General features: G+C 74.2%; 20 protein-coding genes. 8 read left to right on the top strand and 12 right to left on the bottom strand.

The annotated features are described in order from the left end of the window. Nucleotides 1-147: 147 nt before the first annotated feature. Nucleotides 148-3720 carry an ATP-binding cassette domain-containing protein gene (locus LEP48_RS04170; RefSeq protein ID WP_225564319.1) on the bottom strand — a complete coding sequence of 1191 codons (3573 nt, stop codon included), beginning with the start codon at nt 3718-3720 and terminating at the stop codon, nt 148-150. Between the two features lie 101 nt (nt 3721-3821). Then, nucleotides 3822-4808 carry a malate dehydrogenase gene (locus tag LEP48_RS04175; protein ID WP_225564320.1) on the bottom strand — a complete coding sequence of 329 codons (987 nt, stop codon included), beginning with the start codon at nt 4806-4808 and terminating at the stop codon, nt 3822-3824. A 289-nt stretch (nt 4809-5097) separates the two neighbouring features. Here LEP48_RS04175 and LEP48_RS04180 point away from each other — a divergent pair, with 289 nt between their 5' ends. After that, nucleotides 5098-6180 (top strand): aquaporin, encoded by a 1083-nt coding sequence (locus LEP48_RS04180; protein WP_225564321.1) that lies wholly within the window; start codon nt 5098-5100, stop codon nt 6178-6180. A gap of 246 nt (nt 6181-6426) precedes the next feature. Then, a complete protein-coding gene (locus LEP48_RS04185; protein ID WP_225564322.1) occupies nt 6427-7533 on the top strand; it encodes a hypothetical protein in 1107 nt (368 codons plus the stop codon). A gap of 4 nt (nt 7534-7537) precedes the next feature. Here LEP48_RS04185 and LEP48_RS04190 read toward each other — a convergent pair whose 3' ends face one another. Then, nucleotides 7538-7888 carry a DUF3017 domain-containing protein gene (locus tag LEP48_RS04190; RefSeq protein ID WP_225564323.1) on the bottom strand — a complete coding sequence of 117 codons (351 nt, stop codon included), beginning with the start codon at nt 7886-7888 and terminating at the stop codon, nt 7538-7540. Nucleotides 7889-7912: 24 nt separating this feature from the next. On the opposite strand from LEP48_RS04190, the gene LEP48_RS04195 reads away from it, so the two are divergent. Next, complete coding sequence (locus LEP48_RS04195) at nt 7913-9259, top strand: NAD(P)/FAD-dependent oxidoreductase (RefSeq protein WP_225564324.1); 1347 nt, start codon at nt 7913-7915, stop codon at nt 9257-9259. 139 nt (nt 9260-9398) lie between these two features. Here LEP48_RS04195 and purH read toward each other — a convergent pair whose 3' ends face one another. Both purH and LEP48_RS04205 read right to left on the bottom strand, forming a co-directional pair. Then, the gene (purH, locus tag LEP48_RS04200; RefSeq protein WP_225564325.1) at nt 9399-11033 is read right to left on the bottom strand and encodes a bifunctional phosphoribosylaminoimidazolecarboxamide formyltransferase/IMP cyclohydrolase; all 1635 of its coding nucleotides are present in this window, start codon (nt 11031-11033) and stop codon (nt 9399-9401) included. A 159-nt stretch (nt 11034-11192) separates the two neighbouring features. Then, nucleotides 11193-11774, bottom strand: a complete 582-nt coding sequence (locus LEP48_RS04205) for a helix-turn-helix domain-containing protein (RefSeq protein WP_225564326.1) — start codon at nt 11772-11774, stop codon at nt 11193-11195. An 83-nt stretch (nt 11775-11857) separates the two neighbouring features. Here LEP48_RS04205 and LEP48_RS04210 point away from each other — a divergent pair, with 83 nt between their 5' ends. Next, nucleotides 11858-12868 carry an SDR family NAD(P)-dependent oxidoreductase gene (locus LEP48_RS04210; RefSeq protein WP_225564327.1) on the top strand — a complete coding sequence of 337 codons (1011 nt, stop codon included), beginning with the start codon at nt 11858-11860 and terminating at the stop codon, nt 12866-12868. Between the two features lie 118 nt (nt 12869-12986). Here LEP48_RS04210 and LEP48_RS04215 read toward each other — a convergent pair whose 3' ends face one another. Beyond that, nucleotides 12987-14282: an MFS transporter gene (locus LEP48_RS04215; protein WP_225564328.1), complete on the bottom strand. Its 1296-nt coding sequence runs from the start codon at nt 14280-14282 to the stop codon at nt 12987-12989. A 96-nt stretch (nt 14283-14378) separates the two neighbouring features. Between LEP48_RS04215 and LEP48_RS04220 the strand changes: the two genes are divergently transcribed. Further along, nucleotides 14379-14969: a winged helix-turn-helix domain-containing protein gene (locus LEP48_RS04220; protein ID WP_225564329.1), complete on the top strand. Its 591-nt coding sequence runs from the start codon at nt 14379-14381 to the stop codon at nt 14967-14969. Nucleotides 14970-15041: 72 nt separating this feature from the next. Here the strand turns inward: LEP48_RS04220 and purN are convergent, their stop codons facing one another. The 4 genes from purN to sucC form a co-directional block, all read right to left on the bottom strand. After that, nucleotides 15042-15698, bottom strand: a complete 657-nt coding sequence (gene purN, locus LEP48_RS04225; RefSeq protein ID WP_225564330.1) for a phosphoribosylglycinamide formyltransferase — start codon at nt 15696-15698, stop codon at nt 15042-15044. Nucleotides 15699-15708: 10 nt separating this feature from the next. After that, complete coding sequence (locus LEP48_RS04230; protein WP_225564331.1) at nt 15709-16959, bottom strand: cell division protein PerM; 1251 nt, start codon at nt 16957-16959, stop codon at nt 15709-15711. Nucleotides 16960-17055: 96 nt separating this feature from the next. After that, entirely contained in the window at nt 17056-17952 is an 897-nt protein-coding gene (gene sucD / locus LEP48_RS04235) for a succinate--CoA ligase subunit alpha (RefSeq protein WP_225564332.1), read from the bottom strand. Between the two features lie 39 nt (nt 17953-17991). Further along, nucleotides 17992-19161, bottom strand: a complete 1170-nt coding sequence (sucC, locus tag LEP48_RS04240) for an ADP-forming succinate--CoA ligase subunit beta (protein ID WP_225564333.1) — start codon at nt 19159-19161, stop codon at nt 17992-17994. 259 nt (nt 19162-19420) lie between these two features. Here sucC and LEP48_RS04245 point away from each other — a divergent pair, with 259 nt between their 5' ends. From LEP48_RS04245 to LEP48_RS04255, 3 genes are read left to right on the top strand one after another with little or no spacing between them, the layout of a single operon-like run. Then, a complete protein-coding gene (locus LEP48_RS04245) occupies nt 19421-20122 on the top strand; it encodes a DUF6518 family protein (protein WP_225564334.1) in 702 nt (233 codons plus the stop codon). 32 nt (nt 20123-20154) lie between these two features. Continuing rightward, nucleotides 20155-20361 (top strand): helix-turn-helix domain-containing protein, encoded by a 207-nt coding sequence (locus LEP48_RS04250; protein ID WP_225564335.1) that lies wholly within the window; start codon nt 20155-20157, stop codon nt 20359-20361. Next, on the top strand, nt 20361-20915 hold the full coding sequence (locus LEP48_RS04255; RefSeq protein WP_225564336.1) for a Clp protease N-terminal domain-containing protein: 555 nt from the start codon (nt 20361-20363) through the stop codon (nt 20913-20915). Before LEP48_RS04250 ends, LEP48_RS04255 begins: the two co-directional genes overlap by 1 nt. A gap of 166 nt (nt 20916-21081) precedes the next feature. On the opposite strand, the gene LEP48_RS04260 is transcribed toward LEP48_RS04255, so the two are convergent. Both LEP48_RS04260 and LEP48_RS04265 read right to left on the bottom strand, forming a co-directional pair. Further along, the gene (locus LEP48_RS04260) at nt 21082-23772 is read right to left on the bottom strand and encodes a UvrD-helicase domain-containing protein (RefSeq protein ID WP_225564337.1); all 2691 of its coding nucleotides are present in this window, start codon (nt 23770-23772) and stop codon (nt 21082-21084) included. A gap of 548 nt (nt 23773-24320) precedes the next feature. Beyond that, nucleotides 24321-25085 carry a class I SAM-dependent DNA methyltransferase gene (locus LEP48_RS04265; RefSeq protein WP_225564338.1) on the bottom strand — a complete coding sequence of 255 codons (765 nt, stop codon included), beginning with the start codon at nt 25083-25085 and terminating at the stop codon, nt 24321-24323. Nucleotides 25086-25111: the final 26 nt, after the last annotated feature.

The following is a 25111-nucleotide window of genomic DNA, read 5'->3' on the forward strand; positions in this document are numbered from 1 at the left end:
CTTCGTCGTCCGGGCGCGAGATCGCGACCACCCGGCGACTGTACCCATTGCTGCAACCTTGCAGCAAGAGCAACAGGAGCCTCTCCGGAACGCCGGACGGCGCGGACCCCGGCAGGGGTCCACGCCGTCGTCGTCCGCGGCCGCGCGTCAGCCGGCCAGGTGACCCCAGCGCGGGGCGAGGTCGCTCCAGGGCCCCACGGCGACCACCTCGCCGTCGGTGAGCACGACCACGCGGTCCGCGCGCGCCAGCGCCGCACGCTTCGACGTCGACCCCACCACGGTGGTGCCGCGCGCCCGCAGGGACTCCCACAGCTCGATCTCGGTCGCCGCGTCGAGCGCGCTCGACACGTCGTCCGCGAGCAGCAGCTCCGCATCCGTCGCGAGCGCCCGGGCGAGCGCCAGGCGCTGCACCTGACCGCCGGAGAGCCGCACGCCCCGGTGCCCCACGAGGGAGTCCGGGCCACCGGCCTCGGCCACGTCCTGCTCCAGCCGGGCGGCCGCGACCGGACCGACGACCTCACGGTCGTGATCCAGGCGCACGTTCTCGGAGAACGTGCCCGAGAGCACCCTCGGCACCTGCGCGACGTGCGACACCTGGCCCGGCCGCAGGAACACCTGCGGGTCGGTCACGTCGGTGCCGTTCCAGCGGATCCGGCCCGTGTGCTCCATGAGACCTGCCAGGGCGGACAGCAGGCTCGACTTGCCGGAGCCGACCTGCCCGAGCAGCAGCACCAGCTCGCCCCGGCGCACCTCGAGGTCGACCCCCGACACGCCGATCGTGCCGTCGTCGTGCACGGCGGTCACTCCCGCCATCTCGAGGTGCCGCAGCTCGGTGCGCGGGCCCCGGCCCGGGTCCGGCGCGTCGCCCGTGAGCAGGTCCACGTCGTCCGGGACGTCCATCAGGTCGGCACCGCCCGCGAACCGGCTCGTGGCCAGCTGCCAGGAACGGGTGCCCGGCGCCTCCGTGACGACGGCACCCGCGACCACCCCGAACCAGCCGAAGCCGTTCACCGCGTTGAAGAGCAGCAGCGCGGTGGCCAGCCCCCACGTCTCCGTGAGGTAGCCCGCCCACGCGGCGACCGCGCCGAGCTGGACCATGATCAGCGGCACGCCGTCGAGCGTGGCCTGCACCCGGTGCTCGAAGATGGCGGCCCGCACGCGCCCGTCGTCGACGTCGCGCAGGTGGGCGTGCACCTGCGGCGTGCGCGCGGCGAGCTTGACGGAGCGCGCCGAGTCGAGGGCCGAGACCAGCGCGCGGCCGAACCCCGCGCGCGCCGCCGACGACCGGGTCGCGGAGCGCCCCGCGATGGGGCGGCCGATCGCCGACGCGCCCGCCGACACCACCATCACCGCGAGCAGCACCGCGCCCGCCAGCCACGAGCGGCTCAGCAGCGCCGTCACCCCCGCGATGAGCAGGCCGTTGACGAAGTCCACCCAGCGGTCCGCGTACCGCACGAACCGGTCCGCGTCCATCGCGCGGGCCACGATCTCGCCGGGCGGCGTGGCCGCGAGACGACGCTGGCGCGTCTGCCCCGCCATGACCGCCATCCGCACGCGCAGCAGCACCTCGACCCACCAGCGGGGGTAGACGTACAGCGCGCGGGCGAGGCACAGCGGAGCCACCACGAGCAGCACCGTGAGCAGCACCAGGAGCACCGTCGGGAACGCACCGGTCTGCAGGCTCTCGACCGCGTGGCCCCAGAGGAAGCCGGAGATCGCACCCTGTGCGGACACCAGGCTCGCGACCAGGAACAGCCCGGCGCCCACCAGGCCCCACCACGGGCGCACGAACAGCGCGTGCAGCACGCCGCGCGCCAGGCTCGGCCCGTCGCCCGGGTCGTCCAGCTCGGGTACGGCCCCGCGGCGGCGGCGTCCGCCGACCGCCTCGGAGCGCACCGCCTCGGAGCGCGCTGCCTCCGGGCCGTTGGACCCGGACGGGACGCCACCGGCCGCCTCCCGGGTCGCGTCGTCGGTCGCCTCGCCGCTGGCCTCCAGGAGCGTGCGGTAGCGCCCGGGCACCCGGGCGAGCTCGGCCCTCGCCCCGGCCTGCACGACGCGCCCGTGGTCCAGCACCGCCACGAGGTGCGCGCGTTCGATGGTCGTGAGCCGGTGCGCGACGAGCACCCCGGTGCGTCCCGCGAGCAGCCGCTCGGACGCCGCCACCACCCGGGCCTCGGTGAGGGGGTCCATGCGTGCCGTCGCCTCGTCCAGCACCACGACCTGGACGTCGCGGACCAGCAGCCGCGCGAACGCCACGAGCTGCTCCTCCCCGGCGGACAGGGTGGTGCCGCCCGGGCCCAGCAGCGTGTCGAGCCCGTCCGTCAGCCCGGCCACCCAGGCGTCCAGCCGCAGCTCGCGCACGGCCGCCTCGACGTCGGTGCGCGGGACGTCGCCGAAGAGCGTGATGTTCTCCGCGAGGGTGCCGGCGATGATCTCGGTGCGCTGCGTCACCACGCCCACCGCGGCGCGCAGCTTCTGTAGGTCCAGGTCGCGCACGTCGACGCCGCCCAGGTGCACCGAGCCGGGCTCCGGCTCGACGGCGCGCGACAGCAGCGACGCGAGGGTCGACTTGCCCGACCCGGTGCGCCCCACCAGGGCGACGGTCTGGCCGGCCGGCACGCGCAGGTTCACCCCCGCGAGCGCGAACGTGCCCTCGGCGTACGAGAAGTGCAGGTCGCGCAGCTCGATCGACAGCGGCCCCTCGGGGACGTCGAGACCGCCGTCAGGCTCCGGCTCGACCGCCAGCATCTGCCGGATCCTGGTGATCGCCCCCAGACCCTCCTGGATGTCCGGGAGGTGGTGGATGAGCTGGTCCACCTGGCCCACGAACATCGCCGTGACGAGGAACAGCGTGACGAGGTCGCCGACCGCCAGCCCGCCGCCGGCGGCGAGGGCGGCACCCACGACGGCGACGCCGCCCAGCAGCGCGGCCAGCACCACGCCGGCGCGGCGCAGCATCTTCGCCTCGACGATCACGACCGCCTCGAAGGTGCGGTGCACCTCCGCCGAGCGCGCGGCGAGGCGGCGGATCGCGAACGGCCGCCCCAGGCTGGTGCGCAGGTCGTTGCGCGCGGCCACGGACTCCTCGAAGGCGGCGGCGTGGTCGGTCCAGGCGGCCTCCTCGATCACCTTGCGCCGAGCGATCTCGCCCAGCATCGGCCGCGCGAGGAGCGCGGCGAGCAGACCGAGGGCCGGGAAGAGCAGCCACGCCGGCCACCAGGTGATGCCGGCCACGACCCACATGGGGACCACGCCGACGACCGTGCGGCCCGCGCCCCAGAGCTGGCGACGCACCAGCGTGCCGACGGCGTGCGTGTCGTCGTCGACCCGGTCCAGCACCTCGCCGACGGCCTGCTCCGTGAGCGTGGCCAGCGGCTGGTGCAGTGCGGCGGTGAGCAGGTCGCCGCGGAGCCGGCCCTCGGCACGGTCGACCACGCCCGCCCACACCACCTGGCCGGCGGTGTCGAACAGGGCGGCGCCCACGATGCTCGTGGCCAGCAGCGCCAGCAGCGCCGCCGTCGGGTCCTCGGCCAGGCGGCCGGCGATGACCGTGCCCAGCGCCGCGCCGACCGCGCCGATGGTCAGCGCGAGCAGCGCGACGAAGGCCACCGGCCCGCGCAGCCGCCTCCAGTCGAGGCGGCGGGCGGGGTCGGTGGGCAGGCTCGCGCGCTGGGGCGACGTGGCGTCGTCCGTGCGGGCGGTGACGGGAGCTTCGATCATGGCCCGAGCAGACTACGTCGGCCCACCGACGACGCACCGCTCTTTATCCCCCGCACCGAACCTGGTGCACCGGGTCACACCGACCCGGTGCACCGCTCCGGTCAGATCAGGCCGAGCGAGGCCACCGCCTGCCGCTCCTCGACCAGCTCGGCCACGCTCGCGTCGATGCGCGCCCGGGAGAGGTCGTCGAGCTCCAGGCCCTCGACGACCTGCCACGCGCCGCCCGACGACGTGACCGGGAACGACGAGACGATGCCCTCGGGCACGCCGTACTGCCCCGTCGACCACAGCCCGGCGCTGGTCCAGTCGCCGTCCGGCGTGCCGCGCACCCAGTCGTGGACGTGGTCGATCGCCGCGTTCGCGGCCGACGCCGCCGACGACGCCCCGCGCGCGTCGATGATCGCCGCACCACGCTTCGCGACCGTCGGGATGAAGTCGTCGGTCAGCCACGCGGTGTCGGCCGCCAGCTCCGCACCCGGGCGTCCCGCGACCTCCGCGTGGAACAGGTCCGGGTACTGCGACGCCGAGTGGTTGCCCCAGATCGTCAGCCGGCGCACGTCCCGCACGGCGACGTCCGCCCGGTGCGCCACCTGCGACAGCGCCCGGTTGTGGTCCAGGCGCGTCATGGCGGTGAACCGGTCCTTGGGGACGTCCGGGGCGTTCGACGCCGCGATGAGAGCGTTCGTGTTCGCCGGGTTGCCCACGACGAGTACCCGGACGTCGTCGGCCGCGTGGTCGTTGATCGCCCTGCCCTGCGGCCCGAAGATGCCGCCGTTCGCCTCGAGCAGGTCGGCGCGCTCCATGCCCGGGCCACGGGGGCGCGCACCCACGAGGAGCGCGACGTTCGTGCCCGCGAAGCCGGCGGCCGCGTCGTCGTGGATGTCGATACCCGCCAGGAGCGGGAACGCACAGTCGTCGAGCTCCATGGCCGTCCCCTCCGCGGCCTTCACCGCCTGGGGGATCTCCAGCAGCCGCAGCCGCACGGGGACCTCGGGGCCGAGCATCGCTCCCGACGCGATCCGGAAGAGCAGCGCGTACCCGATCTGGCCCGCGGCTCCGGTGACGGTGACGTTCACTGGTGCTGTCATGCCCCTACTGTGGCCCAGCGGCGGCCCGCGGTCGACCTCTTGCGGTGCTCCCCATGTCACTTCGCCCGTACCGGGGCAGGGCCACCGCCCTCCGTGACCCCGCACGACCCACTCCCCGAGCCGCCGCCCGTCGCGGTACGGTGCGACCAGCGGCAATGCCGACAGGGCACCTCCAGGAACCGTTCAGCACCCGGTGGAAGCATGCCTGCGCGGCCTTCGGTCGCGGACATCACACGCCCCGTACCGGGGCACACCGAGACGCCCGTCTCCCGAGCAGAGAAGGACTTCCATGTCCCAGGACCTCGCCGCCCAGAGCGGCACGCCTGCGGTCGCCGTCGAGACGGCGGCCGGCACGCCCGAGCACGGCCTGTTCGCCAGGCTCGCCGCCGAGGCGTTCGGCACCTTCGTACTGGTGCTGGGGATCGTCGGCACCGCCACGTTCAACGCCGCCAACAACGGCCAGATCCTCCCGGTGGCGCTCGCTGCCGGCCTCCTGCTGATGGCTGCCTTCGCCGCCGTCGGCGGGGTCTCCGGCGGCCACTTCAACCCGGCGGTCACCCTCGGCATGACGATCGCGGGCCGCGCGTCATGGGCCGACCTCGTCCCGTACTGGTTCGTCCAGACCGTCGGGGGCACCGCCGCCGCGGCGGTGATGTTCTCCGTCATCCCGACGACGCTGCCCGCGCTGCTCGGCCTGGAGGACAAGGCCGCCCTGTTCGCCACGACCGCCAACGGCTTCGGCTCGCACTCGCCGCTGGCGACCCTCACCCAGGGATCCGGCACGCCCGCCGAGTTCTCCCTGTGGGGTGCGCTCCTCGTCGAGGTGGTCGCCACCGCCGTGTTCGTCGGCGTCTTCCTCGCCGTGACCTCCAAGCGCTCCACCGCCACCGGCGCGGCGGCCGTGATCGGCCTCGCGCTGGGCGGCCTGCTCATCGTCACCTGGCCGGTGACGAACGGCTCGCTCAACCCGGTGCGCTCCTTCGCCTCCACCGTGTTCGCCTCGGGATGGACCTGGGACCAGCTGTGGCTGTTCGTCGTCGCCCCGCTGCTGGGTGGCGCGCTCGCCGCGCTCTTCTACCGCGCCTTCATGCCCGTCGTGATCGACGACGAGGTCTACTTCCCGTCGACCACGGAGCGCGTCGGCACCGAGCCCGCCGCCGGGCTCGTCGTCGAGCACGACGTCGTCGACGACGGCGCCCTCGCCTCCGACCCGGAGTCCACGTCCGTCGCGGACCGCGTGACCGGCAAGGCGACGACGACCGACGCCACGTCGTCGGACGCCGGGACCGGCAAGGCTGACGCGACCGACAAGAGCGCGTCCGACGCCGGGGCCACGGACGGCGACGAGGACGGCAAGACCGCCCGGTCCTGACCCACAGGCCGCCACAGCAAGCGCCCCTCCGCCGTCGAGCGAGTCCACGCCCGACGGACGGAGGGGCGTTTCTGGTACACAAGGGGCAAATCCCCGGGACGCGCAGCCACGCACCGCCGCGCGGGCCGCCCCTGCCGAACGGAGCCGTCGTTGTCGACGCCGCACCCCCCGTCCCGTCCCTCACCGAGCGCGCCGCACCTGTCACCGTCGCAGCCGACGACGCCGCACCCGTCACCGCCGCACGGCGTGCTCGCCGATCCGAAGCGGTCCGCATGGGTCGCGCGCAGCGTCGCGTGGACCGTCGCCGCCGTGGTCCTCTTCTGGCCCCTGGCGATCGGCGCGGTGCTGGCGACCCGACGTGCCGCCCGAGCCGTCGAGGTCCACGACGAGGAGTCCGCCGCACGCGAGGCCCGTGACGTCCGGGCGCACGGCCTCGCCGCGATCGCCGTCTGCGGTGCCTGCGCGGTGGTCGCGACCGCTGTTGTCGTGGTGGGGGCCGGGCTCGTGACGCGCGCGGCACCCGCCGTCCAGTCGCTGCTCGCGGCCGGGGCGACGACGTCCACGCAGCGGCTCCCGGAACCCGCCGAGCCCTCGGTCGTCGCGGTGCCGGAGATCGACCTCGGCGAGGGCGTCTCCCTCACGACCGCGAAGCCCTGGTACCTTCTCGCCCCCGGCGACTGCTTCGGCACCGCCGATCTGAACATCTTCGTGCCGCTGGTGGCGTGCGGCTCGGCGAGTGCCCACCACGTGTTCGCCGCGGTTCCCGTCCCGGGACCCTGGCCCGGCGGGGAGCAAGGATCGGGCGCCGCGGAGCAGGCCTGCTCCGCGGCGCTCGCCGAGCTCGGGGGGCTGCCCCGGGACGCGCCCTACACGTTGTGGCACGCCGCCGAGGAACCGTGGGGCCAGGGTCAGGACGTCGTCGTCTGCGCGGCGGACCCGGCGGTTCCAAGCGAGGGCGAGACCGCCGAGACCTTCGAGGGCGACGTCCCGGCGGACTGGACGTCCGTCGAGTTCATCGCCCCACCCGGCTGCTTCGACGCTGCCCCTCTCACCGGCGCGGGCAGTCTCGACGTCGCACCCGTCCACGACTGCGCCGAGCCGCACACCGGCCTGGTGTACGCCGCGAGGTGGGTCGACCTCACCACCGACGAACCGATGGCGCAGAGCTACGCCGACGCCGGCACGTTCTGCGCCGAGGAGTTCCGCGGCCTGGCGGCCCGGGCTCCCGCCGGTCAGCGGCTCGAGATCTGGCCCGTGCTCCCGGCGGCCGACACCCCAGGCCCGATGACGTGCGCCGTGACGTCGGACGAGCCGCTCCCGGAGAGCCTGACCGACGCGGCCCGCCGACGGTGACCGGTCAGCCCAGCCCCGGCGCGGTGAGCGCCAGGACGCCGATCACGACGGCGGCCGACCAGCACGTGAACACGTCGAAGCCGCGGCTGCGCACCACGAGGCCCACGGGGCCGGTGCCCGACGTCGCGCGCCAGGTGCCCGCGACGGCGAGCGTGACCGCGATCGCGAGGGTGCCCAGCCGTGCGCCGACGACGATCCCCAGGAGCACGGCGAGCGCGATGCCCGCGAGCATGGTGACGATGGCGCGTTCGGGGCCGCGGGCGGGTACGGCGGTCGGCGCGGGGGCGGCCGCGCCGACGGCGTGCCACGCGGGCGACCCCGCGTGCTCCGGGTCGGACAGTGCTCGGGGTTCCACGACAGACGAGCCTACCCTCGGAGGGTGAGCGCGAGCACCGAGCCGGACCCCCTGCCCACCACGACGCCCGACGCACCCCCTGCGGTTCCGGCCACCCCGCCCCACCCCCGGTCCGTCGTCGTCGTCGGCGCCGGACTTGCGGGAGCGCAGACGGTGTCCGCGCTACGCACCCACGGGTTCGACGGGCGGATCACGCTGCTGGGCGCCGAGGGCGTGCCCCCGTACGACCGGCCGCCCCTGTCGAAGGAGCTGCTCACCCGCCCTGGGCCCGTCTGGCTGAGCGACGACCTCGGGGTGGACGTCGAGTCGATCGCCGACGACGTCCGCCTGGGCGACCCCGCCGTGGCCCTCGACGTCGCGCCGGACGGGGTCGCGGTGACCGCCGCCTCGGGCGAGCGGACCGCCGCGGACGCCGTCGTGCTCGCCGTCGGGTCGCGTCCTCTGCGCCCGGACGGCTGGGAGCACGCCGACGTGCTGCACACCGCCGCCGACGCCGATCGGCTCCGGACGGCGCTCCGCGAACGTCCCGGGCTGCGCCTCGTGCTCGTGGGCGCAGGGTGGATCGGCGCCGAGCTCGCCGGGGTGGCCGCCGGCGCGGGCGCCGACGTGACGGTCCTGGAGGCGGCCGTGAGCCCGCTGTCCCGGCAGCTCGGACCGGAGGTCGGGGCGCACCTGGCGCCCTGGTACGCCGCCGCGGGCGTCCGGTTGCGCACCGGGGCGGCCGTCGCGGACGTCCGGCCCGACGGGGTGACGCTGGCGTCGGGCGAGGTGGTCCCCGCCGACCTGGTGCTCGCCGCCGTGGGCGCGCGGCCGGCGTCGGACCCGTTCGCCGGCGCGGTCGAGACCGACGCCCGCGGGCACGTGGTGGTCGACGCCGACGGTCGGGTCCCGGGCCTCCCCCGGGTGTGGGCCGTGGGGGACGTCGCGGCGCGGGCGCACCCGGTCTTCGGAACGGTGCCGGGCGGGCACTGGTCGGCCGCGCTGCACGACCCGGACGCCACCGTCCGGGCGATGCTCGGCGTCACAGGTGGCACCGCGCACGCGCCGTACGTCTTCTCCCAGCAGCTCGGCCACGACCTGGCGCTGCTCGGGCTGCCGCCCGCGGCAGGGCCCGTCGTCTGGCGCGGCATCCCGGGCCAGGGGCCCTGGGCCGCGCTCTACCTGGACCCGGCCGAGGACGTCGGACCCGGCGGCGCCGAGGCACCTCGCGACGGCGTCGCCACCGTGCGCGCCGTCCTGCTCGTGGACTCGCCCCGCGACGTCGGCGGCGTGCGGCGGCTCATGAACCGCGGCGTCCCCCTGCGGCTCGACCTCGCCCGGGCCACCGACCTCGCCGTCCCGCTCAAGTCCGCCCTCGCCCCGCCGAGATAGAGAGCCCACCTCGCCGAGATAGAGAGCCCACCCGGCCGAGATAGAGAGCCGGGCTCGCCGAGATAGAGAGCCCACCGGCTCTCTATCTCGGCGAGGTGGGCTCTCTATCTCGGCGAGGTGGGCTCTCTATCTCGCGGGGTCAGTGGGCGAAGTGGCGCGTGCCCGTGAGGTACATCGTCACGCCGGCGGCCCGGGCCGCCTCGACCACCTCGGCGTCACGGATGGACCCGCCCGGCTGCACGACGGCGCGCACGCCGGCGTCGAGCAGCACCTGGAGCCCGTCGGCGAACGGGAAGAACGCGTCGGACGCCGCGACGGCGCCTCGCGCCCGCTCGAGCGGACCCGCGTCGCCCTCGGCGAGCGTGTTGGCGCGCTCGACGGACAGCCGGCAGGAGTCGACCCGGTTGACCTGGCCCATGCCGATGCCCACCGCGGCGCCGCCGGAGGCGAGCAGGATCGCGTTGGACTTGGCCGCGCGCACGGCCCTCCACGCGAACGCGAGGTCGGCGAGCGTCGCCTCGTCCGCGGCGTCGCCGGCGGCGAGGGTCCACGACGCCGGGTCGTCGCCCTCGGCCTGGAAGCGGTCGACCTCCTGGACGAGCATGCCGCCGGAGATCGGGCGGTTCTCGGCGGCGGCGTGCGGCGGGGCGTCGACCACGAGCAGGCGCACGTTCTTCTTGGCCTGCAGGATCTCCAGCGCCTCAGGCTCGAACCCGGGTGCCACGACGACCTCCGTGAAGACCGGGGCGATCTGCTCGGCCGCGGCCTTCGTGACCACACGGTTCGCGGCGATGACGCCGCCGTACGCGGACACCGGGTCCGTGGCGTGCGCGCGGGCGTGGGCCTGCGCCACGTCGTCGCCGACGGCGATGCCGCACGGGTTGGCGTGCTTGATGATCGCGACGGCGGGTCCGTCGTGGTCGTGCGCGGCGCGCCAGGCGGCGTCGGCGTCCACGTAGTTGTTGTAGCTCATCGCCTTGCCGTGCAGCTGGGTGGCCTGGGCGAGCCCCGTCGCGCCGTCGGTCCGCGTGTACAGGGCGGCCTTCTGGTGGGGGTTCTCGCCGTAGCGCAGCACGCTGGCCCGCTCGAGGGCAGCACCGGTGACGTCGGGCAGCCCGGTCTCGAGCGCCGCCTCGTCGGGCGCGTAGGCGCTGGCGAACCAGGAGGCGACCGCGACGTCGTACTGCGCGGTGTGCGCGAAGGCCGCCGCAGCGAGGCGCTTGCGCTGCGCGAACGTGAACCCGCCGCCGGTGACGGCGGCCACGACGTCGTCGTACCGCGCCGGGTCGACGACGACGGCCACGCTCGGGTGGTTCTTGGCGGCGGCACGCACCATGGACGGCCCGCCGATGTCGATCTGCTCGACGACCTCGTCCGGGCCGGCGCCCGACGCGACCGTGGCGGCGAACGGGTACAGGTTGACGACGACGAGCTCGAACGCCTCGATGCCGAGGTCGGCGAGCTGGGCGAGGTGGTCTGCCTTGCGGGTGTCGGCGAGGATCCCGGCGTGCACGCGCGGGTGCAGCGTCTTGACACGCCCCTCGAGGCACTCGGGGAACCCGGTGAGCTCTTCGACGCGGGTCACGGGGACGCCGGCGTCGGCGATCCTCGCCGCCGTGGACCCGGTGGACACGAGCTCGACCCCGGCGGCGTGCAGGGCAGTGGCGAGCTCGGTCAGGCCGGTCTTGTCGTAGACGCTGAGCAGCGCGCGCCGCACGGGGCGCTGGGCGTCGTCGGTGAGCTGGACGTCGGGGGCGGTGGGTGCGCCGGTCATGGGGATCTCCTCGGTGCGGGGTTCTCGCGGAAAGACCCTCGCACCCAGGCGGGCGGCGCGCATGGTGGCCGGTCGCACGACGCCGCGTGCTGCACGCCGACGACCGGGCGGCCGCTCCCCGGTGGTGACCCACCCTCGCCAGTCACGGCCGGTGCGAGTCTAGCGGCCCGCGGCGGACCGGTCCTCGTCCTGGACGTCGCGCACCCGGACGCCCACGAGGGCCCACGCGCGGGTGGCGAGCTCCGCACGCTCGGGCACGGGACGCCGTGTGAGCGCACCGGACACCATCTCGATGCCGAGCATGAGGTCGGCGACCGTGGTCCCGGCCGGCACGTCGTCGGCCGCCAGCCCGTCGGCGAGGTGCGCGTCGAGCACGGCGGCGACCCGGTCGCGCAGCTCCAGCATGCGCCCCGGGCGGTCCTCGGCGAGCAGGTCGACGACGCCGACGGACTCGATGGCGTGGCGCGTCACGAGGCCGAGGAGCCCCACCAGGGTGGCGCCCTGGTCGATCGAGGCCTCTTCGAGCCGCTCGACGTTCTCCTCGACGACCGCGGCGACAAGCGTCAGGCGGTCCGGGAAGTGCCGGTAGAGGCTGCCCTGACCGACGCCCGCGCGGCGCGCGATCGAGCTCAGCGGCGCCTGGGCGCCGGACTCGGCGAAGACGGCGTGCGCCGAGGCGAGCAGGGCCGCACGATTGCCGGCTGCTGCGGCCGGGCCGAGGTTGCGTCGGGGAGGGGGCACGGGCTTAACCTAGTACCGGACACTGTTGTCCGGTAGACCGCCGGGCAGCCCGCTCGTGCGGGACCGCCCACCAAGGAGGCACCATGGCACTGTCCGCAACCTCGACCGTCGGCGAATGGCTCGACCACCCGGTGGGCGGCCGCATCCTCGGAGCGGTCCTCGAGCAGGCCGGCGCCTCGGCCGAGGCACTCGCCCCGGCGCGGACCCTCCCGCTCCAGCAGCTCGTGGCGATGTCGGACGGCACGTTCCCCGCCGAGATGGTGGACGGCCTCGTCGCCGCCTACCGCGCCGAGATCCCCGAGGGCACCGAGGACCCGGCCGCCACCGCACCCGCGGCCTGGGTCGAGGAGATCACGCCCGGCCGCTTCACCGGCCAGACCGTGATCGTCACCGGCGCAGCGTCCGGCATCGGCCGCGCCGTCGCCTCCCGCGTGGCGCGCGAGGGCGGCCGCGTCGTCGCCGTCGACCTCGCCAAGGAGAAGCTCGACGAGCTCGCCGCTTCCCTGCCCGGCACCGACGTGGTCGCCGTCGCGGGCGACATCGCGGACGCCGACGCCGTCGCCGAGATCGTGCGCACGGCCGGCGAGCGGGTCGACGCGCTGGCGAACGTCGCCGGCATCATGGACGACATGAGCGCGGTGCACGAGATGGCCGACGCCACCTGGGAGCGCGTCATGCGCGTCAACGTCGACGGGACCATGCGCCTCATGCGCGCGGTGGCCCCGGGGATGCTCGAGGCGAGGTCCGGGCGGATCGTCAACGTCGCCTCCGAGGCGGCCCTGCGCGGCTCCGCGGCGGGCGCCGCCTACACGGCGTCCAAGCACGCCGTGATCGGGCTGACCAAGTCGTCCGCGGTGATGTACTCCGGCACCGGGGTCACGGTGAACGCCGTCGCGCCGGGCGGCGTCGCCACCGGCATCACGCCGGGCCGGGCCGAGTTCGGCTCGGCGCGCCTCGGCCGGTACATGGGCAACATCCCCGGCATCGCCCAGTCCGAGCACCTGGCGGCGTCGATCACGTTCCTGCTGTCGCGGGACTCCGTGAACCTCAACGGCGCGATCCTCGCCTCGGACGGCGGCTGGTCCGCCGTCTGACCTCCGCCGAGCTGTCAGGACCAGGTGCACGGATGCATGCACCTGGCCCTGACAACTCCCGGTCCTGACAACTCCCGGCCCTGACGACTCCCGGTCCTGACAGCTCGCGGCGGGGTGGTCACTCCCCCGGCATCGGGAGGGCGTCGTCCGCCCAGTCGTCCGGGCGGCCGACCCGCCACAGCGAGGGCACCAGGGCGAGCGCGACGACGGTCGCGCCGAGCAGCGCCACAAGCGTCCACAGCACGACGCCGATGCCGCCGGCGTCGAGCAGGCTGCCGCCCACCAGCGGGGCGATCGGCATCGCCGCCACGCCGCTCAGCCCGAGCACCGAGGAGAGGCGGCCCTGCATCTGCGCGGGCGTGATCGCCGCGACATACCCGGCCATCGCCGAGTTCACGGCCGGGACGAGCAGGACACCGACGGCGATCCCGACGACGTAGCCGACGTAGGTCTGGATCATGGCCATCACGGCGAACGCCACCACCAGCAGCCCCAGCGCGGGCACGACGACGGCGCCCAGGCGCAGCCGCCGGACGAGCACAGGCGCCAGGACGGCGCCGAGGAGCAGCGACGCCGCGGCCGCCATGTCGAAGACGCCGATGAGCACCGGGTCCGTCCCCGTCTGCGCGAGCTCGAGGTTGATGCCGATCATCATGCCGCTCAGGGCGATGTTGACGGTGACGAACAGGCCGAGGCTGGCGCGGAACAGCGGCAACGACCACACGTAGGCCAGCCCTTCGCGCAGCGCCGCCACCGGACGCGTGACGCGCGCGGCCGTGACGTCGTCGTTGAGGGGCACCCTGACGAAGAACGTGCAGAACGCCGTCGCCGCCTGGCCGACGACGGCGCCGATCACCGGCACGACGTGGCCGACGCCGTAGAGCACGCCGCCCAGCGGCCCCCCGAGCAGGCCTGCGACGGCGTCGCGGCCCTGCGCCGTGGCGTACGCAGTGGGGAGCTGCGGCGTGGGCACCACCGAGCGGAACGCACCGCTGATCGCCGGGTCGAGGAACGCCGTGGCGACCGCCGCCCCGAAGAGGACGGCAGCGAGGTGCCAGGCCGACAGCACCCCGAGCGCCCCGGCGACCAGGACCGTCGCCCACAGCACGGTGGCCGCGCCTGCCGCGAGCACGACGAGCCGGCGCCGGTCGGTGCGGTCGGCGACCACGCCGGCGGGCAGCGTCGCCGCGAGGGCTCCCGCGTGCCCGATCGCGGCGACGGCTCCCGCCGCGGTGGCGGATCCCGTGAGCTCGAGCGCCAGCAGCGGCACGGCGAACGTCGCCACCCCGACCCCGACGGACTGGGTGGTGAGCCCGGTCATGAGCAGCGTGAACGGGCGGTTCCGGCGCAGCGGAGGAATGTCGACGGCGGGCGCCGCACCCGAGGTCGTCGCTGCGGTCTGCGAGGTGGTCATGAGAAGGACGATAGTTCCGCAATCAACCTTGCGCAATACTTATTGCGCGCTAGTTCTTGCGCAACGCTCCGTGCGCGTCGTTGCTAGGCTCGATCCGTGCTCGAGACCATGGAGATCAGCGACCCGGACGCCCTGCGCGCCATCGCGAACCCCGTCCGCCAGCGGATCCTGATGCAGCTTGCCGTGGTGGGGCACGCCAGGGCCGCCGACCTCGCCGCGGCGATCGGCCAGCCGGCCAACTCCGTCAGCTTCCACCTCCGGGTCCTCGCCAAGGCCGGGATGATCACGGAGGCGCCGGAGCACGCCCGCGACAAGCGCGACCGGGTGTGGACGAACGTCGCGGACACCTACAGCGTCAAGGGCGACACCCCCGCAGCGGGCGAGGCTCTCCTGCGGCCGGCCCTCAGGTGGACGGCGGACGTCTTCGCGCACGGCGACCGGGACGACGCGTCCGCCCGCCGGCAGTTCGTCATGACGACGCTGCTGATGACCAAGGACGAGGCCGACGCGCTGGCCACGGAGATCGCCGAGGTGTTCGACCGCTGGTCCGAGCGGAGCCTCGCGGCGTCGCGCGAGACGCCCGACGTCCGCCGCGACGTCTACCAGATGCTCAGCGTCCTGGGCCCCCGCGACGACGCGAGCGACGGCACCGGCGACGGCCCGGCGAAGGGCGACACGTCCGGCTGAGGTCAACCACGCGGACGCCGGACGACGGACGACGGCACAGCGGCGCCAGGGTCCCGTCCGGCGCGCGGTGACTCAGCCGATGACGGCGTGGCGCCCGTCGACGCGCAGGCCCTCGCGCGCGACGCGGCCGACGGTCTCCACGAGCAGGGCACGCTCGGCGACCTTGATGCGCTCGTGCAGCGAGGCCTCGTCGTCGCCGTCCGCGACCGGGACCACGGCCTGCGCGAGGATCGGCCCGGTGTCGACGCCGGCGTCGACGACGTGGACGGTGCAGCCGGTCACCCGGACCCCGTACGCGAGGGCGTCCCGCACGCCGTGCGCGCCGGGGAACGACGGGAGCAGCGCGGGGTGCGTGTTGACGATCCGCCCCGCGAACCGTTCGACGAACGACGGCGCGAGGATGCGCATGAACCCGGCCAGCACCACGTAGTCCGGCCGGAAGACGGCCACGGCCTCGGCGACGCCGGCGTTCCAGTCCGCCCGGTCGGCGAAGTCCGCCGGGGCGACGACGACCGACGCGACGCCGGCGCCGCGCGCCAGGTCCAGGGCGCCCGCGGCGGGCTTGTCCGAGACCACGCCGACCACGCGCGCGCCGTAGGCGGCGTCGTCGTGGGCGGCGAGCAGCGCCGCGAGGTTGGAGCCACCTCCGGAGGCGAGGACGACGAGGCGCGCCTGAGCGGACGCCTCCGCGGACGTCGAGGCGACGGGGTGGCCGGAGGGGGTCTGCACGCGCGTCAGCCTACCGGCGCCGCAGCCGCCCGGTGAGGCCCGCCCGCGCGGACGCGAGCACGAGCGCCGCGCCCACGCCCACCTCCGCCGCGACCACCGCGGCGAGGCGCAGCGGATCGCCGCCCACCTCGGAGAGCCGCGCGGCGCCCACCGCTCCCCCGGCCCACCACTGCAGCAGCGCGGTGGCCGCGCCGACCGCGAGCACCAGCCCGGCGAGCACCCACGCGACGTCGGCCCACCGCACCCGCCCCGGGTCCAGGCGCGTCCATGCGAACCAGCCGGCGACCGCGCCGCAGACGACCACCACGACCGGCCCGGCCACGACGGCGGCGGGGCTCACCCAGTCCGGGCCGGGCAGCGCGCCCAGCAGCGGTACCGCGGGCAGCGGGCCGGCGTCCGTGCCGCCCGCGGAGAACACGGTGCCCTGCCCCACGGCGAACCCCGGACCGGCCAGCCAGGCCGTGGCCCACAGCACGAGGTTCGGCAGCAGGGCGAGCTGCGCCACGGCGAGGACGAACCCGCCGATCCAGCCCGGGTCGAGCCCGGTGACGATGTCGTCCGACGTGGCCCGGCCGGCGACGACCCACACGATCGTGACGACGCCCCCGGCTGCGACGAGCAGCGCGAGGGCAACGACGGCGGCGCGCACCCCCAGCCGCATCACGTCGGGCACGACCCGGTCCAGCCGGCCACCGGGCACGACGAACGTCGGCCGGTCCGGCGGCACGAGGATGCCCCCCGCCGCACCCAGGCCCCCGACGACGGCACCACCGAGCGCGGCGAGCGCCCACCGTCCGACCTCCCCGCCGACCTCGCCACCGGCCGCGGCGGCACCCGTCGCGACGGCGGTGAGCGTGCCGGTCGTCAGCGCGTAGGTCGCCGTCGCCGCCAGCCACGCGGCAAGAGTCGGCACGGTCGAGCGTTTCACCGCGACGTAGCAGGTGAACACGGCGAGGGCCCCGATGCCGAGCGGCACAAGCGTCACGACGGCGCCCCCCGCCTCGAGCGCCACCCCGTGCCCCAGCAGCCAGAGCACCGTGGCCGCGCCGAACCCCGACGTCCAGGCCGCGCCGGTGGCCTGGGGCCCGCCGAGGACGGCGACGACGGACAGCAGCATGACGACGGCGTACGACAGCACGACGCCCTGGAGCGTCGCCCACACCCCGGACGTGACGGCGGCGAGCCGCTCCCCGGCGACGCCGGCGCGGGCTCCGCCGCCGTCCTCGACGGTGCGGGGGGTTCGGGTCGAGGTGGCACTCACGCGCCCATGGTCACCCGGGCCGGCCCCGAAGTGGTGCAGACACGACGACGGCGCCCTCCCCCGAGGGGGTGGGCGCCGTCGTCGGGCGGTCCGGGGTCAGAGCCCCTGGAGGATCTCCCGCATGAGCGCGGCGGTCTCGGACGGCGTCTTGCCGACCTTGACGCCGACGGCCTCGAGGGCCTCCTTCTTCGCCTGCGCGGTGCCGGCGGAGCCGGACACGATGGCGCCGGCGTGGCCCATGGTCTTGCCCTCGGGGGCGGTGAAGCCCGCGACGTAACCGACGACCGGCTTGGTCACGTGCTCGGCGATGTACGCGGCCGCACGCTCCTCGGCGTCGCCGCCGATCTCGCCGATCATGACGATCGCCTTGGTCTCGGGGTCGTTCTCGAACGCCTCGAGCGCGTCGATGTGCGTGGTGCCGACGATGGGGTCGCCGCCGATCCCGATGGCGGTGGAGAACCCGAGGTCCTTCAGCTCGTACATCATCTGGTAGGTCAGGGTGCCCGACTTCGACACGAGGCCGATGGGTCCCTTGCCCGTGATGGTGTGCGGGGTGATGCCGGCGAGCGACTCGCCCGGCGTGATGATGCCGGGGCAGTTCGGGCCGATCATCCGGGTCTTCTTGCCCTGCAGGTAGGCCCAGACCGCGGCCGAGTCCTGCACGGGGACACCCTCGGTGATGACGACGATCAGCGGCATCTCGGCGTCGACGGCCTCGATCGCCGCGTCCTTGGTGAACGCCGGGGGCACGAAGAGCACCGAGACGTTCGCCCCGGTCTCCGCCATGGCCTCCTTGACGGTGCCGAAGACGGGCAGGACGACGTCGTTGCCGTCGTGGTCCTTGTGCGCCACGGTGGTGCCGGCCTTGCGGGCGTTGACACCGCCCACGATCTGGGCGCCGGAGTCGAGCATCAGGGCGGTGTGCTTGGCACCCATGCCGCCGGTGATGCCCTGGACGATGATCTTGCTGTCCTTGTTCAGGTAGATGGACATATCAGTGAGGTCTCTGCTTTCCGCGTCTTCTCGGGGCGATCAGGCGTTGGCCAGCTCGGCAGCCTTGTCGGCGCCGCCGTCCATGGTCTCGGCCAGGGTGACCAGCGGGTGGTTCGCGTCGGTGAGGATCTGGCGGCCCAGGTCGACGTTGTTGCCGTCGAGGCGCACGACCAGCGGCTTGCTGGCCTCGTCGCCGAGGATCTCCAGTGCGCCGACGATGCCCTTGGCGACCTCGTCGCAGGCGGTGATGCCGCCGAAGACGTTGACGAACACGCTCTTGACCTGCGGGTCGTTCAGGATGACGTCCAGGCCGTTGGCCATGACCTTCGCGTTGGCGCCGCCGCCGATGTCGAGGAAGTTGGCGGGCTTGACGCCGCCGTGGGCCTCGCCGGCGTAGGCGACGACGTCGAGCGTGCTCATGACGAGCCCCGCGCCGTTGCCGATGATGCCGACCTCGCCGTCGAGCTTGACGTAGTTGAGACCGTTGGCCTTGGCCTTGGCCTCGAGCGGGTCGGCCGCCTCCTTGTCCTCGAGCGCCTCGTGGTCCGGGTGCCGGACCTCGGAGGCGTTGTCGTCGAGGGTGACCTTGCCGTCGAGCGCGACGATGGCGCCGTCCTCGGTGCGGACGAGCGGGTTCACCTCGACCAGCGTGGCGTCCTCCGCCGTGAAGACGGTCCAGAGCTTGCGGATGACGTCTGCGACCGGGGCCTTGAGCTCCTCGGCGAAGCCGGCGACGTCCACGATCTCGGCGGCCTTGGCCTCGTCGATGCCCACGATCGGGTCGACGGCGACCTTGGCGAGCGCCTCGGGGCGCTCGACGGCGAGCTGCTCGATCTCCATGCCGCCCTCGACGGAGCACATGGCGAGGTAGTTGCGGTTCGAGCGGTCCAGGAGCACGGAGAAGTAGAACTCCTCGGCGATCTTGGCGCCCTGGGCCACCATGACGCGGTGCACGGTGTGGCCCTTGATGTCCATCCCGAGGATCTCGCCGGCCTTCTCGGCGGCCTCCTCGGGCGAGTGCGCCAGCTTCACGCCGCCGGCCTTGCCGCGGCCGCCGGTCTTCACCTGGGCCTTGACGACGACGGTCCCGCCGCCGAGCTCCTGAGCACCCGCGCGAGCCTCTTCGGGCGTCGTCGCGACGACGCCGCCGAGCACGGGCACGCCGTGCTTCTCGAAGATGTCGCGAGCCTGGTATTCGAACAGGTCCACCCTGCTGCGTCCTTCCATCGGTGGTGCCTCTGGGTCGGCAGAGGCCGGCACGAGCGATGTCTCGACATCAAGACATCTTCGCCAAGGGTAGCCGCGTCATGAGCGGAACCCCACCCGCCCAGCGTCCCACAGCCCGTCGTCGCCTGTCGGGTTGCTCACTCGCGAGCGACCCGGCCGTCCGCCCACGGGTGGACCTCGGCACCGAAGACGGGCCCGGGGGTGGATCCCTCCGGGTAGGCCCGCCGCCTACGGTCGTCGCGTGACGTACCAGACCGCTACACCCACCCGACCCGCGGGCCCTCGCCGCACGGGACCTCGCGAGACGACCCCGACCGCCGGGCCGGCCGCGATGACGTGGCGCCGCGCGGCGCTGCGCTCCGCGGCCGTGGCCGCCGCGAGCTTCGCCCTCGGCGGCCTCACCTCGTTCGCGCAGGGCGCCCTGCCGGAGGCGCTGGTGCCGTTCGCCAACTCGGCGAGCGGCTGGACCGTGCTCACGGCGGTCCTGATCGGCTGGTCGCGGGTCCGGACCGGCCTGGCCGCCGCACTGGGGGCGACGAGCTTCGTGCTGCTCGTGCTCGGGTACGCCGCCGTGTCGGCGGCGCGGGACCTGTACTACGACCCGATGCTCTTCGGCGTGGTGGGGCTCGCCGTCGGACCCTTCGTCGGGATCGCCGCGTCGTGGCTGCGCCGGGACCCGTGGCGCGCCGCGGTCGGCACCGCGCTCCTCGCGGGCATCGGCGCCGGGGAGTCCGTCTACGGCCTGACGACCGTCGTCGACACCACCGGTCCGACGTACTGGGTGATCGCCGGGGTGGGCGCCGTCGCCCTGGTGGTCGTCATGCTCGCGCGTCGCGTGCGCACGGCCGGACCGGTCCTGGTGGCCACGCTGGGCGCCTCCGCCGTCGCCGCCGCGTTCGTGTTTGCCTACACCTGGCTCGGCGGCGGCGTCAACGTGGGTTGACAACCGGTGGCCCCGTCAACGAAGGTTGACGCATGACGGAGAACACTCTCGTCGCCGCCGCTGGTGACGACCCGACCGAAGGCCTCCGCGCGGTCGTCGCGCTCCGCGACCTCGCCGAGCGGCTGGAGACGCTGCAGGTCGAGCGTGCCCGGCAGCTCGGCTGGTCGTGGCAGCAGGTCGCCGACGCGCTCGGCGTCAGCAGGCAGGCGGTCCACAAGAAGCACGGCAGGAGGATCTGATGTTCGAGAGGTTCACGAAGGAAGCCCGGGCGGCGGTCGTCGACGCCCAGCTGGTCGCCCGCGAGCTGAGGTCGGCCCGGATCGACAGCCGCCACCTGCTCATCGCCCTCGTCGGCTCCCCCGGTCCGGCGTCGTCCGCCCTGCGCGACGTCGGCCTCGACCCGGACGCGCTCGTCGTCGCCGCACGGCGCGACATCTCCCAGGGCGAACCGCTCGACGCCGAGGCCCTGGCCGCCGTCGGCGTGGACCTCGACGAGATCCGGCGCCGCACCGACGAGGTCTTCGGCGCGGGAGCGCTCGACCGGGCAGGCGCCCCTGAGCACCGGCGGGGCAAGCACATCCCGTTCACGGCCGACGCCAAGAAGACGCTCGAGCTCGCCCTGCGCGAGTCGGTCCGGCTCAAGGACCGCGGCATCCACGGCGGACACCTGCTGCTCGGCCTCGTGCGGGCCGACTGCCCGGGCGGGCGGGTCCTCGAGACCGCGCTGCTCGCCGCCGGCACGGACGTGCCCGGGCTGCGCACCGCCGTCGAGCAGGCGCACAGCGCCGCCTGACGTCCGCCCCCCATCACGTTGTGAGCGGACGATTGGCCCCGTGGACTCTGTCCAAGTGGGCCAATCGCCCGCTCACAACGGGGACCCCGCGCAGCGTCCTGGCGTCGAGCAGCACACGATCACCCTGCCAGCGCGAACGAACCGCCGCCCGGTGACCGCTCGCGCCTCAGAGCTTCGTGACCGGCGAGTAGCGCAGCAGCAGCCGCTTGGTGCCGTCGGCACCGAAGTCGATCTTCGCCACGGTGTTCGGGCCCGATCCCTCGAGCGACACGACCGTGCCCAGCCCGTACGCGTCATGGGTGACCTTGTCCCCCAGGCCCAGCGACGGGATCTGGCTGTCCGTGCGGGGCGTGGCGGAGCCGAACGTCGCGCCGGTCGACTCCTTGGGCCGGCCGATGCGCCCGCCCTCGGGCTTCGACGGGGCCGACCGGCGGGCGGGGTCGGCCGCACGGCGCTCCGACGACCAGGTGCTGCCGCCGCGCCCCGACCGGTCGCCCCACGCCGAGCCCCCGCGACGCAGCACCTGCGTGGAGGACTCGCGCCGGCGCCAGTCCCACAGCTCCTCGGGGACCTCACCCAGGAACCGGCTGGGCGGGAACTCGTTCGCCATGCCCCACGCCGACCGGGTGGCCGACCGGGAGATGTACAGGCGCTGCCGCGCCCGGGTGATGCCGACGTACGCCAGCCGCCGTTCCTCGGCCAGCTCGGAGTCGTCGTGCAGCGAGCGCATGTGCGGGAACGTGCCGTCCTCCATGCCCGTGAGGAACACGACCGGGAACTCCAGACCCTTGGCCGTGTGCAGGGTCATCAGCGTGACGACGCCCTGGTCCTGGATCGGCTCCTCCTCTGCGGCGCCGTCGGCGACGTCCTCGTCGGGGATCTGGTCGGCGTCCGCGACGAGGGACACCCGCTCGAGGAAGTCGGCCAGGTCTCCCTCCGGGTCCAGCTCGCTGAACTCCGCCGCGACGGCGTGCAGCTCGGCGAGGTTCTCCACGCGCGAGGCGTCCTGGGGGTCGTCGCTCGCGCGCAGCTCCGCCAGGTAACCGGTGCGGTCCAGGACCGCGCCGAGGATCGTGGCCGGCGCGTCGCCGTCGTCCACCAGCGCGCGCAGGTCGCGCATCATGTCGCGGAACGCGAACAGCGGCTTGGTGGTGCGGGTGGTGAGCCCGGGGATCTCGTCAGCCCGTTCGAGGGCGGCGCCGAACGAGATGCGCTCGCGGTCCGCGAAGCCCGCGACCATCGACTCGGCCTTGTCGCCCAGCCCACGCTTGGGCACGTTGAGCACGCGGCGCAGGTTGACGTCGTCGTCGGGGTTGGCGAGCGCGCGCAGGTACGCGACGGCGTCCTTGACCTCCCGGCGCTCGTAGAACCGCGTGCCGCCCACCACCTTGTACGGCAGCCCGACCCGGATCAGCACCTCCTCCAGCGCCCGCGACTGGGCGTTGGTGCGGTAGAAGACCGCGACGTCGCCCGGCCGCACGCCCTCCGTGTCGCCGAGCCGGTCGATCTCCTCCGCGACGAACCGGGCCTCTGCGTGCTCGTCGTCGGCCACGTAGCCGACGATCTTGGCGCCCTCCCCGGCGTCCGTCCACAGCCGCTTGGGCTTGCGGTCGACGTTGCGCGAGATGACGGCGTTCGCGGCGGTGAGGATGTTCTGCGTCGAGCGGTAGTTCTGCTCGAGCAGGATGGTCGTGGCGTCCGGGTAGTCCTCCTCGAACTCCACGATGTTGCGGATCGTGGCGCCACGGAAGGCGTAGATGGACTGGTCCGCGTCGCCCACGACGGTCAACTCGGCCGGGTCGAGACCGTCCACGCCGCCCGCACCGCCTGCGCCGGACGCCGCGTCGGCCGTGGCGCCCGCCAGCTCGCGCACCAGCATGTACTGCGCGTGGTTCGTGTCCTGGTACTCGTCGACGAGGATGTGCCGGAACCGGCGCCGGTAGTGCTCGGCGACGTTCGGGAACGCCTGCAGCAGGTTCACCGTCGTCATGATGATGTCGTCGAAGTCGAGGGCGTTCGCCTGCGCCAGCCGTGCCTGGTAGCGCCGGTAGACGTCGGCCAGGACGGCGTCGAACTCCGGCACCTGCGAGGGCAGGGTGCCTGCCTCGGCACGGGCCGCCCGCTCCCGCCAGCCCTCCGGCGTCGCGTCCGCGCCCGAGCTGCGCGCGTACGACTCGGGGTCGATCAGCTCGTTCTTGAGGTCGCTGATCTTGTGCGCGAGCCCGCGCGCCGGGTACTTCTTCGGGTCCAGGTCGAGCTCGCGCACCACGAGGGACACCAGCCGCTGGGAGTCGGCGGCGTCATAGATGGAGAAGCTGCTGCGCAGGCCGAGCGTCTTGGCCTCCTTGCGCAGGATCCGCACGCAGGCGGAGTGGAACGTCGAGACCCACATGCGGCCCCCGGCGGGCCCGACCAGGCCCGTGACGCGCTCACGCATCTCGGCCGCGGCCTTGTTGGTGAACGTGATCGCGAGGATCTCCCCGGTCCGCGCCCGGCCCGTCGCCAGCAGGTGCGCGATGCGGTGCGTGAGCACCCGCGTCTTGCCCGAGCCGGCCCCCGCGACGATGAGCAGCGGCGAGCCGTGGTGCACGACGGCGGCCCGCTGCTGCGGGTTGAGGCCGTCGAGCAGCGCGTCCGGGTCGAGGTGGGAGAACGCACCGCCCGCGCGCGACGCCGGGGCGTGCGGCGCGCCCTCGTGCGCCTCGGCCGCGACGTCGCGCACCCAGTCGGGGGCGCCGGCCGCGGGGTCGGCGGCGTCGTCGTCCCAGCGCGGGGCGGTGGAAGGCAGGCGCGCGGTGTCGTCCTTGGCGGTGGTCGTGAACCCGGGGAGCGAGAGGCTGTCGAACAGGGATGTCATCGTGGACCAAGCCTAGGCTCCGCAGCCGACATCCCGGTGCCGCCGTAGCGCTCGATCCGCCTACTCGCGGCGGACAGCTCTCTCCGTGGTGCACTCAGACGCGGGCCTGGCTACTCTCTTCCGGGCGGGAGACCGACATCTTCTTCATCAAGGGCAGCTCGAGCCCGAGCGTCGTCCCCGCCACCCCAAGACGGACCTCGTGATGACCCTGCCCACACCGCAGAACCTCGAAGACGCTCCGCTGTGGGAGAACTACGTCGTCGCCCAGCTGACGCAGGCTGCGCTCGGGCTCGTCCCCGAGAGCACGCTGGCGTTCGGCGTCGAGGTCAACGAGTTCGACCTCGTCGTCGTGTGCCAGGTGCCGGAGGCAGCCCCCACCCTGACGACGACGTCGATGAGATCGCGCAGGAGCTGGTGTTCCTGCTGGGCGAAGCCGCACGAGACCCGGAATCCAGCTGACCACGACCCGGAACCGACGCCACGCCGTCCCGTGGCCGGGCGTCGTCCCGCTCCAGTGGACGTGACGACGGAGGAAATGCCCACACAGCCTAGGCCGGATTCTCCCAGACCGACACGTGCGACCGGCTCTCGGCGGTGAACGGCGACCGGTCCCAGTCCGCCCAGCGGTGCACCAGCCGCAGGCCCGCGATCCGGGCCATGAGGTCCAGCTCGGACGGCCAGACGTAGCGGAAGGGGATCGAGCGGAACCGGCCGTGCCCGCCCTCGACGGTCACGTGGTTCGACGTGAACTCCTGCGTCACCGTGTCGTAGCGGTCGAAGCCGACGTAGCCGCCGCCCTCCCACGGCTCGATGCCGAAGGGCACGGTGTCCTGACCGGGCGGCAGTCGGCGCAGGTTCGGCACACCCACCTCGACCACGAACCGCCCACCCGGGCGCAGGTGCGCCGCGGCGTTCACGAAGCAGGCCACCTGGGCGTCCTGGGTCGTGACGTTGCCGATCGTGTTGAAGACGAGGTAGGCGAGCAAGAACTCACCCGGTACGCGGGTGCTCGTCATGTCGCCGATCGTGACCTCGACACGGTCGCCGCCCGGCTTGGCCGCGATCCGCGCTGCCATGGCCCGGCTCAGCTCGATGCCGTGCACCCGCACGCCCCGGGCGGCCAGGGGCGCGGCGATCCGCCCGGTGCCGACGGCGAGCTCGAGCGCCGCACCGTCGCCGGCGAGCTCGGCGAGCACGTCGACCGTCCGGGTGATCGCGGCCGGGTCGTTGGAGGGTCCGCCGACGTCGTACCTGGCCGCGACGCTCTCCGGGAACCAGCCGTCGGCCGGGTCGTCGTGCTCTTCGCTCGTCATGTCCTCGACGGTAGTGAGCCGGGTGA

It is taken from the genome of Isoptericola luteus (assembly GCF_020297055.1).
Taxonomy (GTDB): domain Bacteria; phylum Actinomycetota; class Actinomycetes; order Actinomycetales; family Cellulomonadaceae; genus Isoptericola; species Isoptericola luteus.